The organism is Chitinophaga pinensis DSM 2588, assembly GCF_000024005.1.
In the GTDB taxonomy this organism is placed as follows: Bacteria; Bacteroidota; Bacteroidia; order Chitinophagales; family Chitinophagaceae; genus Chitinophaga; species Chitinophaga pinensis.
Map to the genome: position 1 here is coordinate 2,480,195 of NC_013132.1, position 20,127 is coordinate 2,500,321.

Annotated in this window: 14 protein-coding genes; 6 read left to right on the forward strand and 8 right to left on the reverse strand. The window is 44.7% G+C overall.

Features of this window, described 5'->3' with window-relative positions; translation table 11 throughout:
• Positions 1 to 129: 129 nt before the first annotated feature.
• Complete coding sequence (porQ, locus tag CPIN_RS10225; RefSeq protein ID WP_012789708.1) at positions 130 to 1,182, forward strand: type IX secretion system protein PorQ; 1,053 nt, start codon at positions 130 to 132, stop codon at positions 1,180 to 1,182.
• A gap of 62 nt (positions 1,183 to 1,244) precedes the next feature.
• On the opposite strand, the gene CPIN_RS10230 is transcribed toward porQ, so the two are convergent.
• Together CPIN_RS10230 and ahcY are read right to left on the reverse strand one after the other, a co-directional pair.
• Entirely contained in the window at positions 1,245 to 1,982 is a 738-nt protein-coding gene (locus CPIN_RS10230; protein ID WP_012789709.1) for a pyridoxine 5'-phosphate synthase, read from the reverse strand.
• A 122-nt stretch (positions 1,983 to 2,104) separates the two neighbouring features.
• Positions 2,105 to 3,433: an adenosylhomocysteinase gene (ahcY, locus tag CPIN_RS10235; RefSeq protein ID WP_012789710.1), complete on the reverse strand. Its 1,329-nt coding sequence runs from the start codon at positions 3,431 to 3,433 to the stop codon at positions 2,105 to 2,107.
• Between the two features lie 488 nt (positions 3,434 to 3,921).
• Here ahcY and CPIN_RS10240 point away from each other — a divergent pair, with 488 nt between their 5' ends.
• Together CPIN_RS10240 and CPIN_RS10245 are read left to right on the forward strand one after the other, a co-directional pair.
• Entirely contained in the window at positions 3,922 to 9,990 is a 6,069-nt protein-coding gene (locus CPIN_RS10240) for a T9SS type B sorting domain-containing protein (RefSeq protein ID WP_012789711.1), read from the forward strand.
• A gap of 2 nt (positions 9,991 to 9,992) precedes the next feature.
• A complete protein-coding gene (locus tag CPIN_RS10245) occupies positions 9,993 to 10,904 on the forward strand; it encodes a PorP/SprF family type IX secretion system membrane protein (protein ID WP_012789712.1) in 912 nt (303 codons plus the stop codon).
• 294 nt (positions 10,905 to 11,198) lie between these two features.
• Here CPIN_RS10245 and CPIN_RS10250 read toward each other — a convergent pair whose 3' ends face one another.
• The 6 genes from CPIN_RS10250 to rplU all read right to left on the reverse strand — a co-directional run bounded on the left by CPIN_RS10250 (position 11,199) and on the right by rplU (position 15,463).
• Positions 11,199 to 11,693, reverse strand: a complete 495-nt coding sequence (locus CPIN_RS10250) for a GNAT family N-acetyltransferase (protein ID WP_222838193.1) — start codon at positions 11,691 to 11,693, stop codon at positions 11,199 to 11,201.
• A 186-nt stretch (positions 11,694 to 11,879) separates the two neighbouring features.
• Positions 11,880 to 12,506 carry a DsbA family protein gene (locus tag CPIN_RS10255; RefSeq protein WP_012789714.1) on the reverse strand — a complete coding sequence of 209 codons (627 nt, stop codon included), beginning with the start codon at positions 12,504 to 12,506 and terminating at the stop codon, positions 11,880 to 11,882.
• 34 nt (positions 12,507 to 12,540) lie between these two features.
• On the reverse strand, positions 12,541 to 14,214 hold the full coding sequence (locus CPIN_RS10260; RefSeq protein WP_012789715.1) for a DNA polymerase/3'-5' exonuclease PolX: 1,674 nt from the start codon (positions 14,212 to 14,214) through the stop codon (positions 12,541 to 12,543).
• Positions 14,215 to 14,318: 104 nt separating this feature from the next.
• Complete coding sequence (locus CPIN_RS10265; protein ID WP_012789716.1) at positions 14,319 to 14,777, reverse strand: histone H1-like repetitive region-containing protein; 459 nt, start codon at positions 14,775 to 14,777, stop codon at positions 14,319 to 14,321.
• Positions 14,778 to 14,850: 73 nt separating this feature from the next.
• Positions 14,851 to 15,123 (reverse strand): 50S ribosomal protein L27, encoded by a 273-nt coding sequence (gene rpmA / locus CPIN_RS10270; RefSeq protein WP_012789717.1) that lies wholly within the window; start codon positions 15,121 to 15,123, stop codon positions 14,851 to 14,853.
• A 37-nt stretch (positions 15,124 to 15,160) separates the two neighbouring features.
• Positions 15,161 to 15,463: a 50S ribosomal protein L21 gene (gene rplU / locus CPIN_RS10275; protein ID WP_012789718.1), complete on the reverse strand. Its 303-nt coding sequence runs from the start codon at positions 15,461 to 15,463 to the stop codon at positions 15,161 to 15,163.
• A gap of 312 nt (positions 15,464 to 15,775) precedes the next feature.
• On the opposite strand from rplU, the gene CPIN_RS10280 reads away from it, so the two are divergent.
• The 3 genes from CPIN_RS10280 to rseP all read left to right on the forward strand — a co-directional run bounded on the left by CPIN_RS10280 (position 15,776) and on the right by rseP (position 19,977).
• Positions 15,776 to 17,269 carry a GH3 auxin-responsive promoter family protein gene (locus tag CPIN_RS10280; RefSeq protein WP_012789719.1) on the forward strand — a complete coding sequence of 498 codons (1,494 nt, stop codon included), beginning with the start codon at positions 15,776 to 15,778 and terminating at the stop codon, positions 17,267 to 17,269.
• Positions 17,270 to 17,380: 111 nt separating this feature from the next.
• Positions 17,381 to 18,547: a 1-deoxy-D-xylulose-5-phosphate reductoisomerase gene (locus tag CPIN_RS10285; RefSeq protein ID WP_012789720.1), complete on the forward strand. Its 1,167-nt coding sequence runs from the start codon at positions 17,381 to 17,383 to the stop codon at positions 18,545 to 18,547.
• Between the two features lie 95 nt (positions 18,548 to 18,642).
• A complete protein-coding gene (gene rseP, locus CPIN_RS10290; RefSeq protein WP_012789721.1) occupies positions 18,643 to 19,977 on the forward strand; it encodes an RIP metalloprotease RseP in 1,335 nt (444 codons plus the stop codon).
• Positions 19,978 to 20,127: the final 150 nt, after the last annotated feature.

A 20,127-nucleotide genomic window follows, 5' to 3' on the forward strand; every position in this document is an offset into this window, starting at 1 on the left:
TCACTGTCGGTCTTTTTAACAGTTGTGACCGGCAATGGATACTAATGTTGATTGTTTTAAGGGTTTAACCGAAGCCATTCTCCAGATGACGGGAATGGCTTCGGTATTTTTTTTAGCTTTATGCTTCCTATGAGGAAGAACATTATTGCGCTATTGCTCGCATTGCCATACCTATGTTGTCTGATACCGTCTGCCAAAGCCCAGGTGCTGGGTGGAAAAAATGTGTTTTCATTCCTTGATCTTCCGGTAGCACCACAGGTGGCTGCATTAGGCAGTACAAATGTGAGTTTACAGAATAACGACATTGCTTTATCTTCTCTCAATCCGGCCTTATTGCGTCCGTCTATGGACCAGCATCTGCAGGTGAATTATACCAATTATTTCGGGGGAGTACAGTATGCCCATGCGCTTTTCGGCTATCATGCAGAGAAATACCAGACGACCTTTGCGGGTGGGATACAATATATCAATTATGGCAGGATCACGGAGACGGATGCTACCGGCATGGCGCAGGGTACATTCTGGCCCCGGGATATGGCGATTCAGGTAACTGCTTCCCGCCGTTACCTGGAAAGGTGGTTTTATGGTCTCACCATGCAATATGTACATTCAGCCTATCAGCAGTACAAGGCTTCCGGACTGGCATTTCATGTAGGGCTGAACTACCAGGATACAGCGCATCACTGGCAGGCCGGTCTGGTATTCCGTAATATGGGGGTGCAGCTGAAGACGTATACGAAGGGTAACCAGGAACCTTTGCCTTTCGACCTGCAGGTGGGTGTTTCAAAGAAACTGGAAGGTGCGCCTTTACAGTTTTCAGCAACGATCCACCATGTGCATCAATTTGATGTGCGTTATGCAGATCCTGACTTCCGGGAGGGAACGGTTATTTCTGATGGCGATACGGCGCGTACGGGAGGAACAGCCGATAAAATATTCCGGCATTTTATCCTGGCTGCGCAATGGGAGATAGGGCGTTACATTGAGCTGACAACGGCGTATAATCATCTTCGCCGGCAGGAGCTGGGGATGCCGCAGCAAAAGGGCATGAGTGGTTTTTCAGGCGGTCTGGGGATCATTACGAGGAGGTTGCAGTTAAGATATGCCCGTTCCTGGTATCAGCGGAGTGAGGCGCTCAATCAACTGGGGATTAATTTACCGTTAAAGGAATGGCGGTATTAAGGAATAAAAGAAAAGGGATGACAGTTACGTCATCCCTTTTTTTATGCAATATCATGTATTGGCTATTCTATCTCTGTGAGTTGTCTTTTGTACAGCTGGATGGTATTTTCCAGACCATAATACAGCGCATCACATACGAGTGCATGTCCGATGGATACTTCTTTTAACTGCGGAATATGCAGTTTAAAGAAGCGCAGGTTATCGAGATTCAGATCATGTCCGGCATTCAGTTCCAGGCCAGTAGCAGTAGCTGCGCGTGCAGTGTCTTTATAGGCGTTGAATAACTGGAGGTTCTGTGGTTGCGTACGGGCACGTTCAAACTCTTCCGCATAGGGGCCGGTATAGAGTTCTATACGGTCAGCGCCGGCAGTTTTAGCTGCTTCAACTTTATCAGTTTCTGCATTGAGGAAGATAGAAACACGGATACCGGCAGCTTTCAGTGTACCGATCACTTCACGGAGGAAGGACTGGTGCTGAATGGTATCCCAGCCGGTATTGGAAGTAATGGCATCTGGCGGATCGGGCACGAGGGTAGCCTGATGTGGCTTCACGGACAATACGAGATCCATGAATTCTTTAGAAGGATAGCCTTCGATATTGAATTCTGTTGTTACCAATGGTTTCAGGTCAATCACATCCTGGTAGCGGATATGTCTTTCATCCGGTCTTGGGTGTACGGTGATACCGTCTGCGCCGAAACGCTCACAATCCTGCGCCACTTTCAGAATATCCGGCATATTGCCACCCCGCGCATTACGGAGAGTAGCAAATTTGTTGATGTTTACGCTTAGCTTGGTCATAGTGCAAAATTAGTGGAATTACGTGGATACTCCATCGTGACAGATAATGGGTTATACAACTAAAAAGCAATAGCCCATAACTGTTCAGCTATGGGCTATTGCGAATATAATGATTAATCAGATTAGTATCTGTAGTAATCCGGTTTGAACGGACCTTCAGCAGGGATGTTCAGGTAAGCGGACTGTGTTGGTGTCAGGATGTCCAGTTCCACACCGATTTTCTTCAGGTGCAGACGGGCAACTTTTTCATCCAGGTGCTTAGGCAGAACGTATACTTTGTTTTCGTAGTTGTTTGCGTTCAGCCACAGTTCCAGCTGAGCCAGTGTCTGGTTGGTGAAGGAGTTACTCATTACGAAAGACGGGTGACCGGTAGCACAACCCAGGTTTACCAGGCGACCTTCAGCCAGCAGGATGATATCTTTACCATCGATGGTGTATTTATCTACCTGTGGTTTGATTTCAACTTTGGTATTACCGTAGTTTTTGTTCAACCATGCAACGTCGATCTCGATATCGAAGTGACCGATATTAGATACGATACATTTATCTTTCATCAGTTTGAAGTGCTCTCCGGTGATGATATCGCGGCAACCGGTAGTGGTAACGATGATATCTGCTTCTTTAACAGCGTCGTTCATCTTTTTCACTTCGTAACCTTCCATTGCGGCCTGCAGTGCACAGATCGGGTCAATTTCAGTAACGATTACACGGGCGCCTGCACCTCTCAGGGATTCAGCAGAACCTTTACCTACGTCACCGAAACCGGCAACTACGGCAACTTTACCGGCAATCATCACGTCAGTAGCACGACGGATCGCATCTACGCAGGATTCGCGGCAACCGTATTTGTTATCAAATTTAGATTTGGTAACAGAGTCGTTGATGTTGATCGCAGGAACAGGCAGGGTGCCTTTTTCCATACGCTCGTACAGACGGTGAACACCGGTAGTGGTTTCTTCACTTAGTCCTTTTATGTGCTGGATCAGCTCAGTGTATTTATCGAATACCATGTTGGTCAGGTCACCACCATCGTCCAGGATCATGTTCAACGGACGGTCAGCGCTACCGAAGAACAGGGTCTGTTCAATACACCAGTCAAAATCCTGTTCGTTCAGACCTTTCCATGCAAATACAGGTACACCTGCAGCAGCAACAGCAGCAGCAGCATGATCCTGTGTAGAGAAGATATTGCAGGAGCTCCAGCGTACTTCAGCACCCAGGTGTACCAGGGTTTCGATCAGTACAGCTGTCTGGATAGTCATGTGCAGACAACCGGCAATACGCGCACCCTGTAAAGGCTTGGTGTTACCGTATTCTTCTCTTAAAGACATCAGACCGGGCATCTCGGCTTCTGCAAGTTCAATTTCCTTACGTCCCCATTCAGCCAGAGACATATCTTTTACCTTGTAGGCAAGGTTAAAGTCGATGTTAGAGTTTGCTACTGTAGACATTTATTCTTGTTTTGTGCAAATCTAGTGTTATTTTATGGGTTTAAACTATGCATTTGTTCTTTTTTTCTTTCTTTGAACAGAACACCTGTACTTTTCAGCCCTCTTTTACCCCCTCGCGGCTATCAATTATATGTTACCACTCTTATTAAATAAAAAATTAATAGTTTTTCCACCGAAAATGTGGATTTGCAAAAAGCTGACCACTAACACTTACGGTGACTTATCCACATTTCTGACCCTGATATATTCACAAAACACATAAATAAGTTTGTGTAAGTATCAAAAAACAAATATGTTTGTATTTAATATATATGTATTGTCTTTTATTTTATCAGATAATACGAGGGTGGTTCCTGGGGAGGACCTGATGTGAATTGTTTGATGAACCGCCAAAAAAATCTGGCGCCATCACCTGTGTCCAGGATAGCCATCTTTATTGAACAATGACCTATTAAGTATTTGATGGATTATACAACTGAACACGTACTATGTTGAAGCTTCCCGATCCTATGCGACGTAGCATTGCAGCTGCGTTAAGTAAAGCGCAGAATGCCCTTTGCAGGATAGTGCTGCCATTATTTTTATTACTGTTTATCTGCAGTGAGGTGAATGCACAGACTGTCAGGGCTGTGATCAACCCCACCGGAGGTACACCTGCATTCAATGACCTGAAGATAGAGATTCTCAGTGACGGTGGAATTAAGGTCACGCGTAAGGGTTTACTCGAAAGTTATATCAGAACAGACAGCTCTCAGGGTATGAGGGCTTTTTTAGATTTTAAGAATAGCGGCTATCTCGCCAGTGCTAATCTGAAAAGTCCGACTGTCTGCTATATCTCTCCTGTATCCGGTACCGGTGAATACTGGGATCCGTATAAAGTGCACATTGTAGGTACTATCGTAGACAGGTATAAAAACTATCCTACCGGACAAACCGGTACGGTTACCATCATTGTGTCTTACGTGAAGAATACGAACTATTTCTTCATGGACTATGTGCTGCACATGCCGCAGGTCAGTGGTTTCACCAAAGCTATGCTGTATCAGTCAGAGCAGGTCGTAATGGGTGCTGCCGCGGGAGATGATCCTGATGCGGCCAGTCCTTGTGCCTATGGCTTTATGAACGCTGCCGGAACAACCGTCGGCGTGTACCGTGATGCCAGCTGTGCTACCACTCCTGAAGCGCCCCGCAGCCACGTATACCGTGCCCTGCGTAAATTCGATTCATGGGAGGTTTCTGTGCCTGGTCACCGTTTCTATGTAAATGATGCGGGTTCTTTCCCTTATAATACGGTTGCCGATGGTATAGATGGTAACGGCCGTTCCATGGGTATCATGAAATCGCTGGGTGCTATCTTCCGTGATGGATCACTGGATCCTGATCCGATGAACTTCAAGACTTATCGTCTCCTTTCCGGTTACGGTACGACGATGACGGAGTTCGATACCGTGAAGGCGATGATCGATACGATCCCTGTTCCGGGATTTGCTGCTGTGAGTATTAAGTTCTCCAACGGTACATTGTCTGGTAATGAGGGTAATACTGTTGACGGCGAACAGCCTGCACAGGGTCTGACCCTGACGGTATCCGGCGGTAAGCTGAACGCGCCTGCTTATGTACTGGTAAGATACGATGCCGCTTACTCCGCTAATTATGCACATCCTGCCGTTCCGGGTACTGATTTTACCCTCTCACAAGAGGCATTCCTGGTACCTGCCGGCGACTATACAACTCCTAAGACAGTCACCATCCCTAACCTGCATGTTGTCGGAAACGATCAGTTGCAGTACAGCCGTTCCTTACGTCTGAAACTCGTAAGTACCTGTACCTCTCTGTTAAGTATTTCCGGTACTTCAGAAGTGGATTATACCATCGTGGATGACGAGCCAAGAACGCTCACCATGAATATTGATAGTACTTCGCTGTATGAGGGTAACTCTTCCAAAGCGAGAATTACACTGCCGATCGGTATTACCTGTCCGGAAGATATCGTGATCAGTTTCTCCCGCGTAGCTACTTCTACTGCCGGTGATACTGATTACGTCGTACCGCCGAATATCGTGATCCCTGCTAATCAGACAGGTACTGCGATCTTTAACTTCAGCGCAAAGTCAGATAAAGTACTGGAAAACACCGAAAACCTGTCCCTGCGATTCCAGGGTACGATCTTAGGTATTGGTGTGGCCAGCCAGAAAGATATTCAGATCAAGGATAGTACGTTCCTCAACCCGAATTATTCACAGATCATGGCCGATTGTGTATCTCCGGATGCACCCAGGCCGGTACCTGAGGGATATAACGGGTATCTCTCCCTGCACCTGCCGCCAGGTGTTACTTCGGAGGTAACGATCAATATGCTGGATGTGTATGTGGACTGGGATAATGCAACGGCAGAAGACCAGGTGGATTTTGACCTGAACTACTATTCCGGTCTTGAGTTCAAGATCACACCTGGTACTACAGAAACAAGAATTCCTTTCTATGTATTCCCGGATAAAATAATGGAAGGTCCGGTACCTGAACATTTCGACCTGCTGATGCTGGCTATCGATGATGTGGGTGCTGGTCGTGTATATAATTATGTAGGACCTGCCATCACGATTAAAGATGTGGATGCGGACAGCAGTCTGAAACTGATTGTGACCGCTACACCGAATACGATTGAAGAAGGAGACGCCGGTGCAGCTGTTACCATTGCTTTCCCTGACGATATCGTTTCTTTATATGATGTGCCGGTAACTATATCAAGAGGTCTCAGTTCAAAAGCAACTGACCTCGATCTGGAAAGTCCGTTACCTACTAACTTAGTCATTAAAGCAGGTAAGAATTCTGTTACTTTTCCTGCTAATGTGAAAGCGAAAACGGACAACGTACTGGAATCAGATGAAAGTCTGTGGATTGTTACTACGCCGAGTGGCTTCACGGTAGATTCTTCTCTGATTACGATCCAGGACGTAACAGGTGAAATACCAGGTAATAAAGACATGAAGATCGAGCTGGTAACACCAGATCTGAAAGAAGGTAATACTACCGGTATCAAAATCAGTTTCGTAAACAGCACACTGACTGCTGAGGAGCCTATCTCCATCACCTTGTCACACGATGCTACTTCCACAGCTGCAACAACAGATTATTCTATTCCTGCGACGATCACATTACCTGCAGGACTGAGCACATATACCGTAGATGGTGCATTCGCTGCCACTGCTGATAAAATCCTGGAACTGGATGAAGCGGTGAAAGTGACAGGTGTCGCCACTACTATTCCGGGACTGACCGTTACAGGTTTCAGCGGTACTGTACTGGATGCTACCGGTGATGATCCTAATAATAAAAAGATCACGGTTACTGCCAGTCATACAGAAATGGATGAAGGCGGTTCAGGATATAGCTTTACTTATAGTCTGCCAGCAGGTTATACTACTGAAATACCAATTATTATCACACCGGCACTGATGACAGGTTCAACTACCATTGCGGACGATTATCTGCTGGACAGCACGCAGCTGACCATAGATAATGGAGGTAATACGGTATCAACTGGTGTTACGATCAATGCAGACCCGGTAGTGGAAGGAGATGAAATTATGGTAATGGGCGGCACTGCTGCTACAGCATTGAGTGGTGTTCAGGTAGTGCCAGCTTCGGTGATCATTAAAGATAAAACACAGATGTCTGCTCCGACAGTAACCGTTGACAGAACGGACCTGGTAGAGGGAGGCGCTGGCGCTTTCATTACGGTGACCATGCCTTTTGGTGCTGTGCCATCTACACCGCTGACGGTGAAAATAACAAGAGGATTGAGTTCTCCGGCTACATCAGGTTTCACTGGCGTACCGCAGACTATCACATTGAGTGGTAATTCTGTCACTATTCCGGTTCCGGTAGCTGCAAGTTCCGATAACATACTGGCCGATGATGATCAGCTGGTGGTGGTAGTAGAAACAGACGGTTATCCGGCAGATTCGATCACTTTTAACATCATTGATGTTACTATCAATGATCCTGCGAATACTAAAATTCACTTCACACCAGAACCAGTAAGTCAGGGTAACCGTGTGAAAGAAGGCAATACATTTACTGTTCGTGCAAGTTTCCCTCCGGGTGTAACTGCTGCTAAATCATTATTCGTACAGGTTGCTGCTACACCGGCATCTGTTGCTACGGGCGCTGATTATACGGGTCTGCCGACGACCTTCACCATGAATCCGGGTGTGAATCATGCTGATTTCGATATCGTTGCGCTGACTGATAAAGTGATTGAAAATCCTGAGCTGGTAAGATTCAGCGGTGCTGTGACCTTACTGCCGATGATCGTTGTGGATAGTTTCGATCTGTATATAGATGATGCTACTGCAGCTGATCCTTCTATCGCAGCGCTGAAGATCACATTTGATTCCAGCGGTATACACAAAGGTTTAGGATATACAAGAGTGACGATTGGTTTTGCTGATCCGCTGGTTACTTCAGAACTGCCGATTACGATCAACGTAACACCAGATCCGTCTTCTACTGCTGATATCACTAATTATGTTGGTCTGCCGACGGTAGTAAACTTACCAAAGGACAGCAACAAGGTAACGTTCTTCCTGAGTGTACCGGATAATCATGTAGTAGAAGGTAACAAGACATTACAGTTTGCTGCAAGTGCAGCAGGTTATACTGTACTGCCGGTGCCGCCATTACAGATCCTGGAGATCGCAGGTCAGGCGTTGTCAGTAGAAAAAGTAAGTGATGCAGCTGAACCAGCAAAAGATGGCGCCTTTATTATTAAGATGCCGGTTGCTTCCACTTCAGATGTAACTGTAAGTTTCAGAGTAGATTATAATGGTACTAATATCGAACCACTTCCATCGGCGGTGATCATACCTGCCGGTTCGAAAGAGATCACCGTACCTGTGCGTATCAAGGACGACCTGATACTGCAGGGTGACGAGGTATTAAAAGTAACATTGACCAGTGCGGTGGCTGCTAATGGTGGCAACCCGCTGAACCTGACAGTTGATATCGGGCCTGCTGAAATCCTGGTAGTGGATGATGAAAATGCTACTACCGGTCCGAAAGCAGATGCACGTAAACTGTTAATCGAACGTATTGCTGATGCGACACAACCAGCTACAGCCGGTGCATTCAAGATACGTTTTCAGGATCCTACTTTGACTGCTTTTGACAATGTGAAAGTGGTATACAGTCTTGCGGGTACTGCAACTTCCGGTACGGACTATGCTATCCTGCCAGGTTATGCGATCATTCCTAAAGGATCGAGTGAAGTAATGGTGAATGTGAATCCGGCAGGTATTACTTATGCAGGACCAGATTTAACCGTACAGGCGACATTGATGGATGCATCAGCTGCGCTGCCGAATGTGAACTGGAACTTTGTAGACAATCCTGTTGCGACATTGATCATCTATAACCACAATATCGATACGCCGACTGTGAATCTGTTTGCAGCAACCAGTCAGCTGAAAGAAGGCGACGAAGTAGAATTCTTTGTAAGACTGAGCCGCGCTATCACTGTAGACATTCCGGTTACTGTAGATATCACAAATGACGTTTATCGTACGCTGACACTTTCAGGTGGTACTGTGACAGGAAAAGCGGTGACTGTTGTGGTGCCAAAAGGTTCCAAAGAACAGAGCTTTAAAGTGAAGGTAAACGAGAATGAGCTGAATGATGATGACGGATGGGTGAAAGCTGCGGTGAGAGATTTTGATCTTAACAGTGGCAATCCGGCTTACTATACAGGTCTGGCAAGTGAAGTATCGAATACTGTAAGTGATAATGATTCTATGAAACTGACCTTTACAGAGAGTCAGTATTCCGTGAAGGTTGCTTTTGATACGATTGGACAACCATTACCATTTACTGTTCGATTCAACCGGGCAAGTTCCCGTCTTGTAACTGTGTATTACGAATTCTATACACCAGCGCCAACGGAGATTCCGGCTAATACATTGCTGGCAGTTGCGCCGAAAGATTACGATCCGACTATCTTCCCGATATTATTGTTGCCAGGTCAGACAATGATCGACATACCGGTACCGGTGAACAGTGTGGAGAAAGACAAGATCTTCGGTATGCGTTTGCTGAGAGCGACTGTAGCATCTAATCAGAACGTACCGGCGCTTGATTCTATCATGACAGCGAGCGGTCTGATTAAGATCTGTATGGATTGTGATGTGGATGGCGATGGCGTACCTGATTATGTAGAGCGTTTCATCACAGATGGCAGATGGAGAGATGATAACAAGGGTGCATTACGAGTACATCCGGCGATGTCGCCTAACAATGACGGACTGGGTAACGAAACGCTGGAGGTTGAGAACATTGACAAGTATCCTGATAACGAAGTAACAATATTCAACCGCTGGGGTGGTACTGTATTTACGACGAAGAACTATCATAATCAACGAAACAACTTCAATGGTAAAGGAAACGTTGGTGCGACCAAGGGTCAGGATGTTCCGGATGGTTCTTACTTCTTTATTATTCATACGACAGATGCAAGTGGTAACAAAGAACGTTACACAGGGTTCATTGTAATAAAACGATAGCGATGATTGCTAACAAGAAATTCCTTTTGGGTCTGCTGATGGCTGCTGCCTGTTATGTGCCGGCGAAGGCTCAGCAGAGCCCTATCTACTCACAGTACATGTTGAACGGAATTGTCATCAATCCGGCATATGCAGGTACAGACGAATCAGCGAGTCTGAGCGTAGTGGGACGTAACCAATGGGTAGGAGTGGATGGCGCACCGAAAACAGCGACCATGAGTTTCTATTCACCGCTGAATGACAGGGGAACCCATCTTGGTTTCTCTGCAATGAAGGAATCAATCACTGTACAATCACGTACTGATTTTAATGCACTGGCAGCACAGAGTGTGAACCTGAGTGAAACGGTGAAGCTGGCATTGGGATTACAGGTTGGTATGTCGCAGTATAAAGAGAACAACAATCAGCTGACAACCACAGATCCATCTTTTGCGACGAATCTGGCCTATTGGAAAACACAGGTAGGTTTTGGTTTTGCATTATTCGCCGAAAACTTTTATCTGGGTTTATCGTCGCCGGCTTTTAAAAGCTTTGATCTGGGCAACAGTGTAAATAAAGTGAAGGCAATTTCACACATGTATTTACAGGCGGCATATGCGGCAAGAGTAAATGATGATTTGCTGGTGAAGCCTTCTATATTGTTGAGACAGGCCCAGGGAAGTGGTTTGCAGTACGATATTAATACCAGCGTATTATTGAAAGAGGTGATCTGGTTGGGTGTTTCCTGGCGTTCAGAGAAGACCGTGACCGGGTTGGTGCAGGCGAGACTGGGAGAGAAGTTCCAGATAGGTTATTCTTATGATACGCCTATGTCATCCAATCTGAAAGGGGCGCAATCGGTATCTCATGAGTTGATGTTGAACTTTCGATTCGGCTGGAGTGTTGATCATGAGATCATCCCACGCGTATTCTAAACAGGTTATTATTACCGAAAACACATACTGATTTATCAATTTCCCGCATTTTCCATGCGGGATTTTTTTTATCGCTATATCTCATTGATAATGAATGAAAAACAGGATCGTTTTTTTTTCAAAAAAAAGAAAATCTTAAAATCCGTGTTTAAACATTTATCGTAAGTATTTATAGACAGGTGAATGAAGGAAACATCTTTTCCGGATACACCTAAAGAATTTTAATTAGAAAAGTTGTGTCTTTTAATGGTTAACTTGGGAAACAGCCTGGTATTTTTACCAGGCTGGATTTTTTTATAGCGGTCTTCTCATTACATAGTCCAGCATCCAGTAGCCATTACCGATATCGGTATCTTTCTCTTTGAAAATGCTGAAGCCCTGTTTTTCGTAAAAGAACCTGGCTTTATTATCTTTCTTCACATCCAGTTCGAGGATCTTGCCATTCTCAGCCAGAACTCTTTCCACCACATTATCCAACAATAATTTTCCTACACCTTTTCCCTGATAATCGCTGTGCAGATATATTTTCTGCAATTTGAAAACGCCTGCTTCATCAGTGTTGCTATAGGAGGCAAATCCGATAGGACGCTGGTCGTCATATAACAGGAGGAATCTGTGTGCTTTCTCCGTCATCTGACTGCTCAGTGCAGCAGTGCTGTACATCATTTCCAGCATGTATTCTATCTGTTCAGGACTCAGCAGGTCTTTGTATGTAGGGCGCCAGATTTCGTCTCTGAGCTGCTGAATAATGGGTATGTCGGTTATTGTAGCAATTTCGATTCTATACATAGTATACATAGTATTCAATTAGGAATTAGGAATTAAGAATTAAGAATTGAATGCAGCGGAGATTGCTGTTGTTATTGGTTAAACCAGTGGCAAAGACAACATTGAGATGATCTTATTATTAGGTTGTTTGTCAGTTTAATCAAATTTTTAATTCTTAATTCTTAATTCTTAATTCTTAATTCTTTTTTAGTTTCCTCGAATAATTTTCTTTATCACTTCCAGCAGGCTCTCCAGCGGAGTGTATCCTTTTGCGATAAGGTAATATTGTGTTCCATCATCGAAGATAGCGGCTGGAAATCCTGTGATACCCCATTGTTCAACCTGGTTGAATTCCTGGATGGTATCATATCTGTTGGCATCGTCTTTCATTTTTTCCAGGAACTCATCCACCGGCAACCGATATTTTGCAATCAGGTCACGGTAGGTCGCATCTTCATTCAGGCTTTTGCCTTCATAGTTGAGTGCGAGTTGCATATCGTGTGCAAAAGACAATGCTTTTTGTGGCAGGTATTGTTTGAAAACGGTGAGTGCAATACTTGGTTTTTCTGAATCCATGATATCGTCGGTGCGCAGGTATTGTTCAAGGAAGGCTTCTCCGAATTGTACACCTGTAGTAGCTTCTACCTGTTTGTGTGCTTCTTTGATGTAGTTATACATGGCAGCAGCGGGTCGGTGATTGGAGCTGAGCAACATTCCACCGGAGAGTACTTCTACTTCGGTGGCTGGTCCGAGTTGTTGTTGCAGTCGTTCGATAACAGGTGTAAATCCATAACACCAGCCGCATAGTGCGTCGTATATATAGATCAGTTTCATGATTGTGCTCTCGTTTTTAGTTGGCGCTGTTGTGCTATTTTTTCTTTTTGCTGATGAATGCTTCCAGTTCGGCGGCGCTGAAACTGCTCAGGTTATGCGCAGCGGTGAGTCCGCCTTTTCTTGCAGCGAGGGTACCGTAGTAAATATCGTGGAAGCCGTCAGTGCTGTGTGCATCCGGATCTACGGACAGCAGCACATTTTTCTCCAGTGCGTATGGAATCCATTCCCAGTCGATATCGAGACGCCGCGGATGTGCATTGATCTCAATAACCACATTGTGTGTAGCACATGCGTCAATGATCTGCTGATGATTGACAGGATAACCGTTACGGCTGAGCAGGAGGCGACCGGTCATATGACCGAGTATAGTAGTGTAAGGATTTTCTATTGCTTTCAGGAGTCGCGCCATTGCTTTTTCTTCACTCATTTTAAGGTTGGAGTGTACGGATGCAATGACGAGATCGAATGAGGCGAGTATTTCATCCGGGTAATCGAGACTGCCATCGTTAAGGATATCAGCTTCTACGCTTTTGAAAATACGGAATGGAGCGAGTTGTTTATTCAGTGCATCGATCTCTGCGTGTTGTGCCTGTATACGCTCGATACTGAGTCCGTTTGCATAGAAGGCAGAGCGGGAGTGATCACTGATAACGAGGTATTCAAAGCCCTGTTCTTTGGCAGTGGTTGCCATTTGCAGCAGGGTATGTTCCCCATCGCTCCAGGTACTGTGACTGTGAATGATGCCTTTGATGTCTTTGTGTGTGATCAGTACCGGCAGTTGTTTCTTTTTAGCGAGATTGATGGCGAGTCCGCCGTTACGCAGACAAGGCTCGATATACTCCATTCCTGCCTGTGTGAAGATCGCTTCTTCTGTTGCATTAGCGGGAATGCTGTTCAGGTCAAGCGATGCATTAAAGTGCTCCAGGAAGGAAGCAGATGCGGTAGTTGTGAATAGTACTTTATTAAAATCTTCAGCGGAGGCGGTGTAGACTTTAATTTTTATGTGTTGTTCGTGTTGCCATGTGATCGCATCTCCGGTTACGGTAGCTGCGGTGAGTGCCGGCAATGCGGATAATTTTTCCTGCAGGGCGGGAGTGGGGAGAGCGGCGACAAATTCTATTTCGTCGATGATATTTTCATTGCGACGGAATTGGCCGGTCAATGAAACGGCGGCGGGCGTCAGTAGTTGACTGAATTCTTTTTCCAGAGAAAGTGCCAGTGCTTCTGCCTGAGCGTAGAGGTAGCGGCCTTGGTTGCTGAAATAGAATTCGATGCTTTGTTTAACGGCGTCCTGTGTTTTTTGTCCAAAGCCTTTGAGTAGGGTAAGGCGGTTTTCATTACAGGCGTATAGCAGTTCCCCGAGGCTTTCCGCTTCCAGTTCTTTCCAGATGGTTGCTATTTTTTTAGGGCCGAGGCCTTTTATTTTCATCATCTCCAGGATGCCTGGAGGTGTTTTCAGTAGGTATGCTTCGAGGGCGGCGAATTTGCCAGTCTGGAGCATTTCCTGAATAGCTTTGCTGATGGAGTCACCGATGCCTTTAATTTTAGCGATTTCTTCCGGAGGCGTAACCTGCAATTGTATAGGGAGTTTCTCCACGGTAAATGCGGCGCTGGCGAAAGATTTGGCTTTAAAACTATTATCTCCCTGTATGTCCATGAGTTTGGAGATCAGGGAGAAATTATCGGCAATAGCGTAATTATCGAGCATAAGTAGAATTGAAATGCGAATTTACAGAGGGTGGGGTATATATAAATAAAAAAAGATCCTGGCGGTAGCCAGGACCTTTTATTTTACAGTTTGTAAAGTCGAGCTTACAACTCTGGAGCGATGGTAGTCGCTGGAGTTGAGTTTGGATTTTCGGCTGGTTTACCAGCTTTTTTCCTTGCAGCAGCTTTCTTCTTAGGAGCAGCTTTCTTAGCAGCAGCTTTTTTAGGAGCGGCTTTCTTAGCAGCAGCTTTCTTAGGAGCAGCTTTCTTAGCAGCGGCTTTTTTAGGAGCAGCTTTCTTAGCAGCAGCCTTTTTAGGAGCAGCTTTCTTAGCAGCAGCTTTTTTAGGAGCAGCTTTCTTAGCAGCAGCCTTTTTAGGAGCAGCTTTCTTAGCAGCAGCCTTTTTAGGAGCAGCTTTCTTAGCAGCAGCTTTTTTAGGAGCAGCTTTCTTAGCAGCAGCTTTTTTAGGAGCGGCTTTCTTAGCAGCAGCTTTTTTAGGAGCGGCTTTCTTAGCAGCAGCCTTTTTAGGAGCAGCTTTCTTAGCCGCTTTTTTAATTGTTGCCATTGTTTTTTGAATTTTGGGTTAGTAATTAAAATTGGGTATTAGAAAAAACTTTATGGCAAACACTGTTCCAGACTTACGCCTGAGCAGTGGTGTCAATTGACTTTACGGAAACGATGGTTCTGTTTTCACGTCCTTTTCTGAACTCAACAACGCCATCAGCAACTGCGAAAATGGTAAAATCTCTACCAATTCCTACGTTAGCTCCTGGGTGATAAACGGTACCACGCTGGCGAACAATGATGTTACCAGATACGGCTGCCTGACCACCAAAAATTTTTACTCCCAGCCTTTTGCTTTGGGAATCACGGCCGTTCTTAACGCTACCTTCACCTTTTTTATGTGCCATTTCTTATGTACGATTTTAGAACTTTATCAAATAAAAATTAAGCAATCTCGTTGATCCGGATCTTTGTAAAGTGTGTACGGTGACCAACTTTCTTTCTGAAACCTTTTCTGCGTTTCATTTTGAAAGCAATTACCTTATCACCCTGAACATGGCTCAGGATCTCTGCTTTTACCACTGATTTTACATCAGTACCTACGGTCGGCTTACCACCATTATCTACTAACAACACTTCAGAGAACTGCACTTTATCTCCAATATTTCCCTGCAACTGCTGTACAAAGATTTCCTGGTCTTTTTGTACTTTGAATTGCTGACCTGCGATTTTTACAACTGCAAACATAGTTATCCAAAAATAATTTCCTGCAAAATTAGGAATTGTTTTCTAATTGACAAAGTTTTCTCAGCTTTTTGCCATCAGACCTGAAAACAGGCTGATTCCGCTGAGAAATACAATTTATATTTTCAAAGATACATACTTTATTTTAATATAGATAATTACAATCTTTGCTTATACGGCTGATTTCGCTGTAAACCTTATCAGCACTGCTATCCGGCTTATTACTCAATCCGCTGAAAACCCTTGTAATATGAGCTATTATAACAATTTTTATTTTATACATTTGTCCTTTCTCTTATCTTAAAATAAAAGGGCATGAAGCTTAAATCACTGCTTGCCAAACCATTTGCTTCCATTGTTGCCAACAAGATCAGGAAGGAAATGCAACGGGCGGTAGAAGACCAGGAGGCGATCCTGGAGGAGTTGATTAAAACAGGCAGGAAAACTGAGTTCGGAAACGATCATCAATTCGGAAATATCAATAACTACAATGATTACAAGCAGGCGGTGCCTGTAAGGGATTATGAACAGTTCAAGCCCTATATCAATAAGATAAAGGATGGTAAACAGAATGTATTGTGGAAAGGTCAGCCCATTTATCTGGCTAAGACTTCCGGCACCACCAGTGGTGTAAAATATATTCCTATTACAAAGGACTCGATCTCCAATCATATAGATACGGCCCGTAATGCCCTGCTGAATTATATGTCAGAAACAGGCAGAACGGAATTTGCGGATGGTAAACTCATATTTTTATCCGGTTCTCCTATCCTGGAAAGGGTAGGCGGTATTCCTTATGGCCGTCTGAGTGGTATTGTGAATCACCACGTACCGCGTTATCTGCGTACGAATCAGTTACCGACATATGAAACGAATTGTATAGAAGACTGGGAAACCAAGCTGGACAAAATCGTTGATGAAACTATTAATGAAGATATGCGTCTGATCAGTGGTATTCCACCATGGATGCAGATGTATTTTGACAGACTGATCGAAAGAAGTGGAAAATCGGTTGGGGAGCTGTTTAAAAACCTGGATGTGCTGGTATATGGCGGGGTGAACTTCGAACCTTACCGTGCGAAGCTGATGGCGGCTGTTGGTCGTCCGATCAATACCATTGAAACATTCCCGGCATCTGAAGGTTTCTTTGCTTTCCAGGATACGCAGGAACACAAAGGGCTGTTGCTGAACACCAATTCCGGCATTTTCTACGAATTCATTCCGGCCAATGAAATATTTGACGCGAATCCTACCCGTCTATCATTACGTGATGTACAGGTGGGGGTGAACTATGCGTTGGTGGTGAGCACCAATGCCGGTTTGTGGTCTTATAACATTGGCGACACTGTAAAATTTGTTTCTACTAATCCATACCGTTTGCTGGTAACAGGACGTATTAAACATTTCATTTCTGCATTTGGCGAACATGTGATCGGAGAGGAAGTGGAGTATAGTCTGATGCGTGCGGCGAAGGAAGAAAACCTGCAGATCACTGAATTTACCGTAGCGCCGATGGTAGCGCCGGATGGAGAGTTGCCTTTCCACGAGTGGTTTGTAGAGTTTGAGCAGGCGCCTGCCGATCTGCGTGCTTTTGCGGAAAAGGTAGATGCTTATATGCAGGAGAAGAACATTTATTACAACGACCTGTTGACGGGCAGTATTCTGCAACCGTTGAAAATCAGACCAGTACGCAAGAACGGGTTCATCGATTATATGAAGTCGGTAGGTAAACTCGGCGGGCAGAACAAGGTGCCGCGTCTGAGTAATGACAGGACACTGGCGGATGAACTGAGTAAGTTCCTTATGTAATTAAGAATTAAAAAATTAAGGATTAGGAATTATTTGTGGAGATATCTGCAAATAATTCTTAATCCTTAATTCTTAATTCCTAATTCTCTTATTTCCCTTATTATTGCAGCAATGAGTAAGAAGAACATAGCCATCTTTGGCTCCACAGGATCTATTGGCATCCAGGCATTGGAGGTGATTGAAGCACATCCTGACAAGTTCAGCGTGGAAGTATTGACGGGGGGGCAGAATGCCAACCTTTTAATAGAACAGGCTTTAAAATTTCGTCCGAATGCGGTGGTAATAGCCGATGAAACACAGTATGAGAAGGTGAAGGACGCATTATTCGATAAAGGTATCAAGGTATTTGCGGGTGCGAAAGCCATGGTGGAAGTAGCTGCCTGGAATACAATTGATATGATGCTGGCGGCTGTAATGGGCTTTGCCGGTCTGGCGCCGACTCTGGCTGCCATTGAACAGGGTACGCCGATTGCCCTGGCAAATAAAGAAACCCTGGTAGTGGCAGGCGATATCGTGATGGCAGCAGCCAACAAGCGGAATGTTCCTGTCGTACCTGTAGATTCTGAACACTCAGCTATATTTCAGTGTCTGTTAGGCGAAGACCTGCGGAAAGTGGATAAAGTAATCCTGACTGCTTCCGGTGGTCCTTTCCTTGGTAAAAAGCCTAATTTCCTGATCAATGTGAAAAAAGATCATGCGTTGCAGCATCCTAACTGGAGAATGGGCGCGAAGATCACCATTGACTGTGCAACACTGATGAATAAAGGCCTGGAAATGATTGAGGCCCGTTGGTTATTCAATCTGCCGCCTGAAAAGATCGAGGTAGTGATACATCCGCAGTCGATCATTCACTCTATGGTGGAATTTGTGGATGGTTCGCTGAAAGCGCAGCTGGGCGTACCTGATATGAAATTGCCGATACAACTGGCTTTAGGATTTCCGGAAAGATTAGCCAACGATTTCCCGAAATTCTCTTTCAAGAATAATCCTACGCTGACATTTGAACAGCCTGATACCAAGACTTTCCGTAACCTGGCCATTGCTATTGAGGCAATGCACAAGGGAGGAAATGCAGCCTGTGTCATGAACGCTGCAAATGAAGAAGTGGTACATGCTTTCCTGAAGAACAGGATTGGTTTCCTGCAGATGACGGAGGTGATAGAAGAGACGATGGCGAAGATTGCATTTGTAGAAAAACCTACATTGCATGACTATTATGAAAGCGATCAGGCTGCCAGGGAATATGCAAATTCCATGATCAATGCTATAGTGATTTAATATTACATTAACGCTGTACTGCAGTTGAACCGCCTATATTTGCCGGACTATCTATAGATTAATAACTTTATATATTTACTGTCAGATTCATCTACATGACCACACAAGAAATATTGGTAAAGGCCGGGCAGTTGATACTGTCACTATCCATACTGGTCGTTTTACACGAGCTTGGGCACTTTATCCCCGCCAAGCTTTTTAAAGCAAGGGTTGAAAAGTTTTATTTGTTCTTTGACCCCTGGTTTTCCTTGTTTAAAAAGAAAAAAGGAGATACAGAATATGGTATTGGCTGGTTGCCACTGGGCGGATATGTAAAAATATCCGGTATGGTGGATGAGAGCATGGACCGTGAGCAGATGGCAAAACCGCCACAGCCATGGGAATTCCGCTCAAAACCAGCCTGGCAGCGTCTGATCATCATGATTGGCGGTGTTACCGTTAACCTGATACTTGGTTTCCTGATCTACGCGATGATGTTGTGGCATTGGGGCGAAAGCTATCTGCCGACCAAAAACCTGACTTATGGTATTGCGGTTGACTCCCTGGCTGGTAGTATTGGTTTGAAAGACGGAGACATGGTATTATCTGTGAATAAGGAACCAGTTGAAAATTTCCGTTCTATTCCGGCAGAGATCATTCTTCGCGAAGCAACCAGCATCCAGGTAGAGCGTGATGGCAAGCCTGTTGACATCAAGATCCCCACTGGTTTTATCCGTGAAATGATCAAAAGAAAAGGCACTTTGATGGATGTGCGCATTCCGTTTGAAGTGGATACCGTATTGCCGAAATCAGCAGCAGAGAAAGCCGGTTTCAGAAAAGGCGACAGAACTTTGTCTGTAAACGGAGCGCCTGCGAGCTATTTCCATGAGTTCAGAAAGGTATTACAGAGCTACAAGAATAAAACTGTTCCTATCCAGGTTTTACGTGACGGCGATACTATTCAGTTATTCGCACACGTTACCGAAAATGGTACAGTTGGTATGGCGCCTGCTAATCCGGAAAAGGATTTCAAATTCGCTACCAGAGAATATACTTTATTACAGGCGATTCCTGCAGGTTTCTCTAAGTGTATCAATACACTGGTGAAATATGTACAGCAGCTGCGTCTGATCTTCGTTTCCAAAGAAGTAAAAGCCAATGAATCCCTGGGTGGTTTCATCAGCATCGGTAACCTGTTCCCTGCTCATTGGGACTGGATTGCTTTCTGGGAAATGACGGCGTTGTTGTCAATCATCCTGGCATTTATGAATATCCTACCGATTCCGGCGCTGGATGGTGGTCATGTACTGTTCCTCTTATACGAGATCATTACCGGCCGTAAACCAAGCGAGAAATTCCTGGAATATGCACAGATTGTTGGGATGATCATCCTGTTTGGTCTGTTGTTATATGCGAATGGACTGGATATCTGGCGAAGTATTTTTAAATAGACTGATAATCATTTGATTATATAAAAAGAGGCCTATTATAGGCCTCTTTTTTCGTATTTAGACTATAGTTACGCTATGTTAGTGCTGCGTTCTCAAACGCAGCACTAACATAGCGTAACTATAGTCTGACTATTTATTGAAATTTGATAA

Excerpts from the sequence above, each read along its gene's own strand:
- CPIN_RS10260 (WP_012789715.1), bottom strand. The coding sequence starts at position 14,214 with ATGCTCGATAATTACGCTATTGCCGATAATTTCTCCCTGATCTCCAAA.
- CPIN_RS10230 (WP_012789709.1), bottom strand. The coding sequence starts at position 1,982 with ATGACCAAGCTAAGCGTAAACATCAACAAATTTGCTACTCTCCGTAAT.
- CPIN_RS10280 (WP_012789719.1), top strand. The coding sequence starts at position 15,776 with ATGAAGCTTAAATCACTGCTTGCCAAACCATTTGCTTCCATTGTTGCC.
- CPIN_RS10245 (WP_012789712.1), top strand. The coding sequence starts at position 9,993 with ATGATTGCTAACAAGAAATTCCTTTTGGGTCTGCTGATGGCTGCTGCC.
- CPIN_RS10240 (WP_012789711.1), top strand. The coding sequence starts at position 3,922 with ATGTTGAAGCTTCCCGATCCTATGCGACGTAGCATTGCAGCTGCGTTA.
- ahcY (WP_012789710.1), bottom strand. The coding sequence starts at position 3,433 with ATGTCTACAGTAGCAAACTCTAACATCGACTTTAACCTTGCCTACAAG.
- CPIN_RS10250 (WP_222838193.1), bottom strand. The coding sequence starts at position 11,693 with ATGTATAGAATCGAAATTGCTACAATAACCGACATACCCATTATTCAG.
- CPIN_RS10255 (WP_012789714.1), bottom strand. The coding sequence starts at position 12,506 with ATGAAACTGATCTATATATACGACGCACTATGCGGCTGGTGTTATGGA.
- rseP (WP_012789721.1), top strand. The coding sequence starts at position 18,643 with ATGACCACACAAGAAATATTGGTAAAGGCCGGGCAGTTGATACTGTCA.
- rpmA (WP_012789717.1), bottom strand. The coding sequence starts at position 15,123 with ATGGCACATAAAAAAGGTGAAGGTAGCGTTAAGAACGGCCGTGATTCC.
- rplU (WP_012789718.1), bottom strand. The coding sequence starts at position 15,463 with ATGTTTGCAGTTGTAAAAATCGCAGGTCAGCAATTCAAAGTACAAAAA.
- CPIN_RS10285 (WP_012789720.1), top strand. The coding sequence starts at position 17,381 with ATGAGTAAGAAGAACATAGCCATCTTTGGCTCCACAGGATCTATTGGC.
- CPIN_RS10265 (WP_012789716.1), bottom strand. The coding sequence starts at position 14,777 with ATGGCAACAATTAAAAAAGCGGCTAAGAAAGCTGCTCCTAAAAAGGCT.
- porQ (WP_012789708.1), top strand. The coding sequence starts at position 130 with ATGAGGAAGAACATTATTGCGCTATTGCTCGCATTGCCATACCTATGT.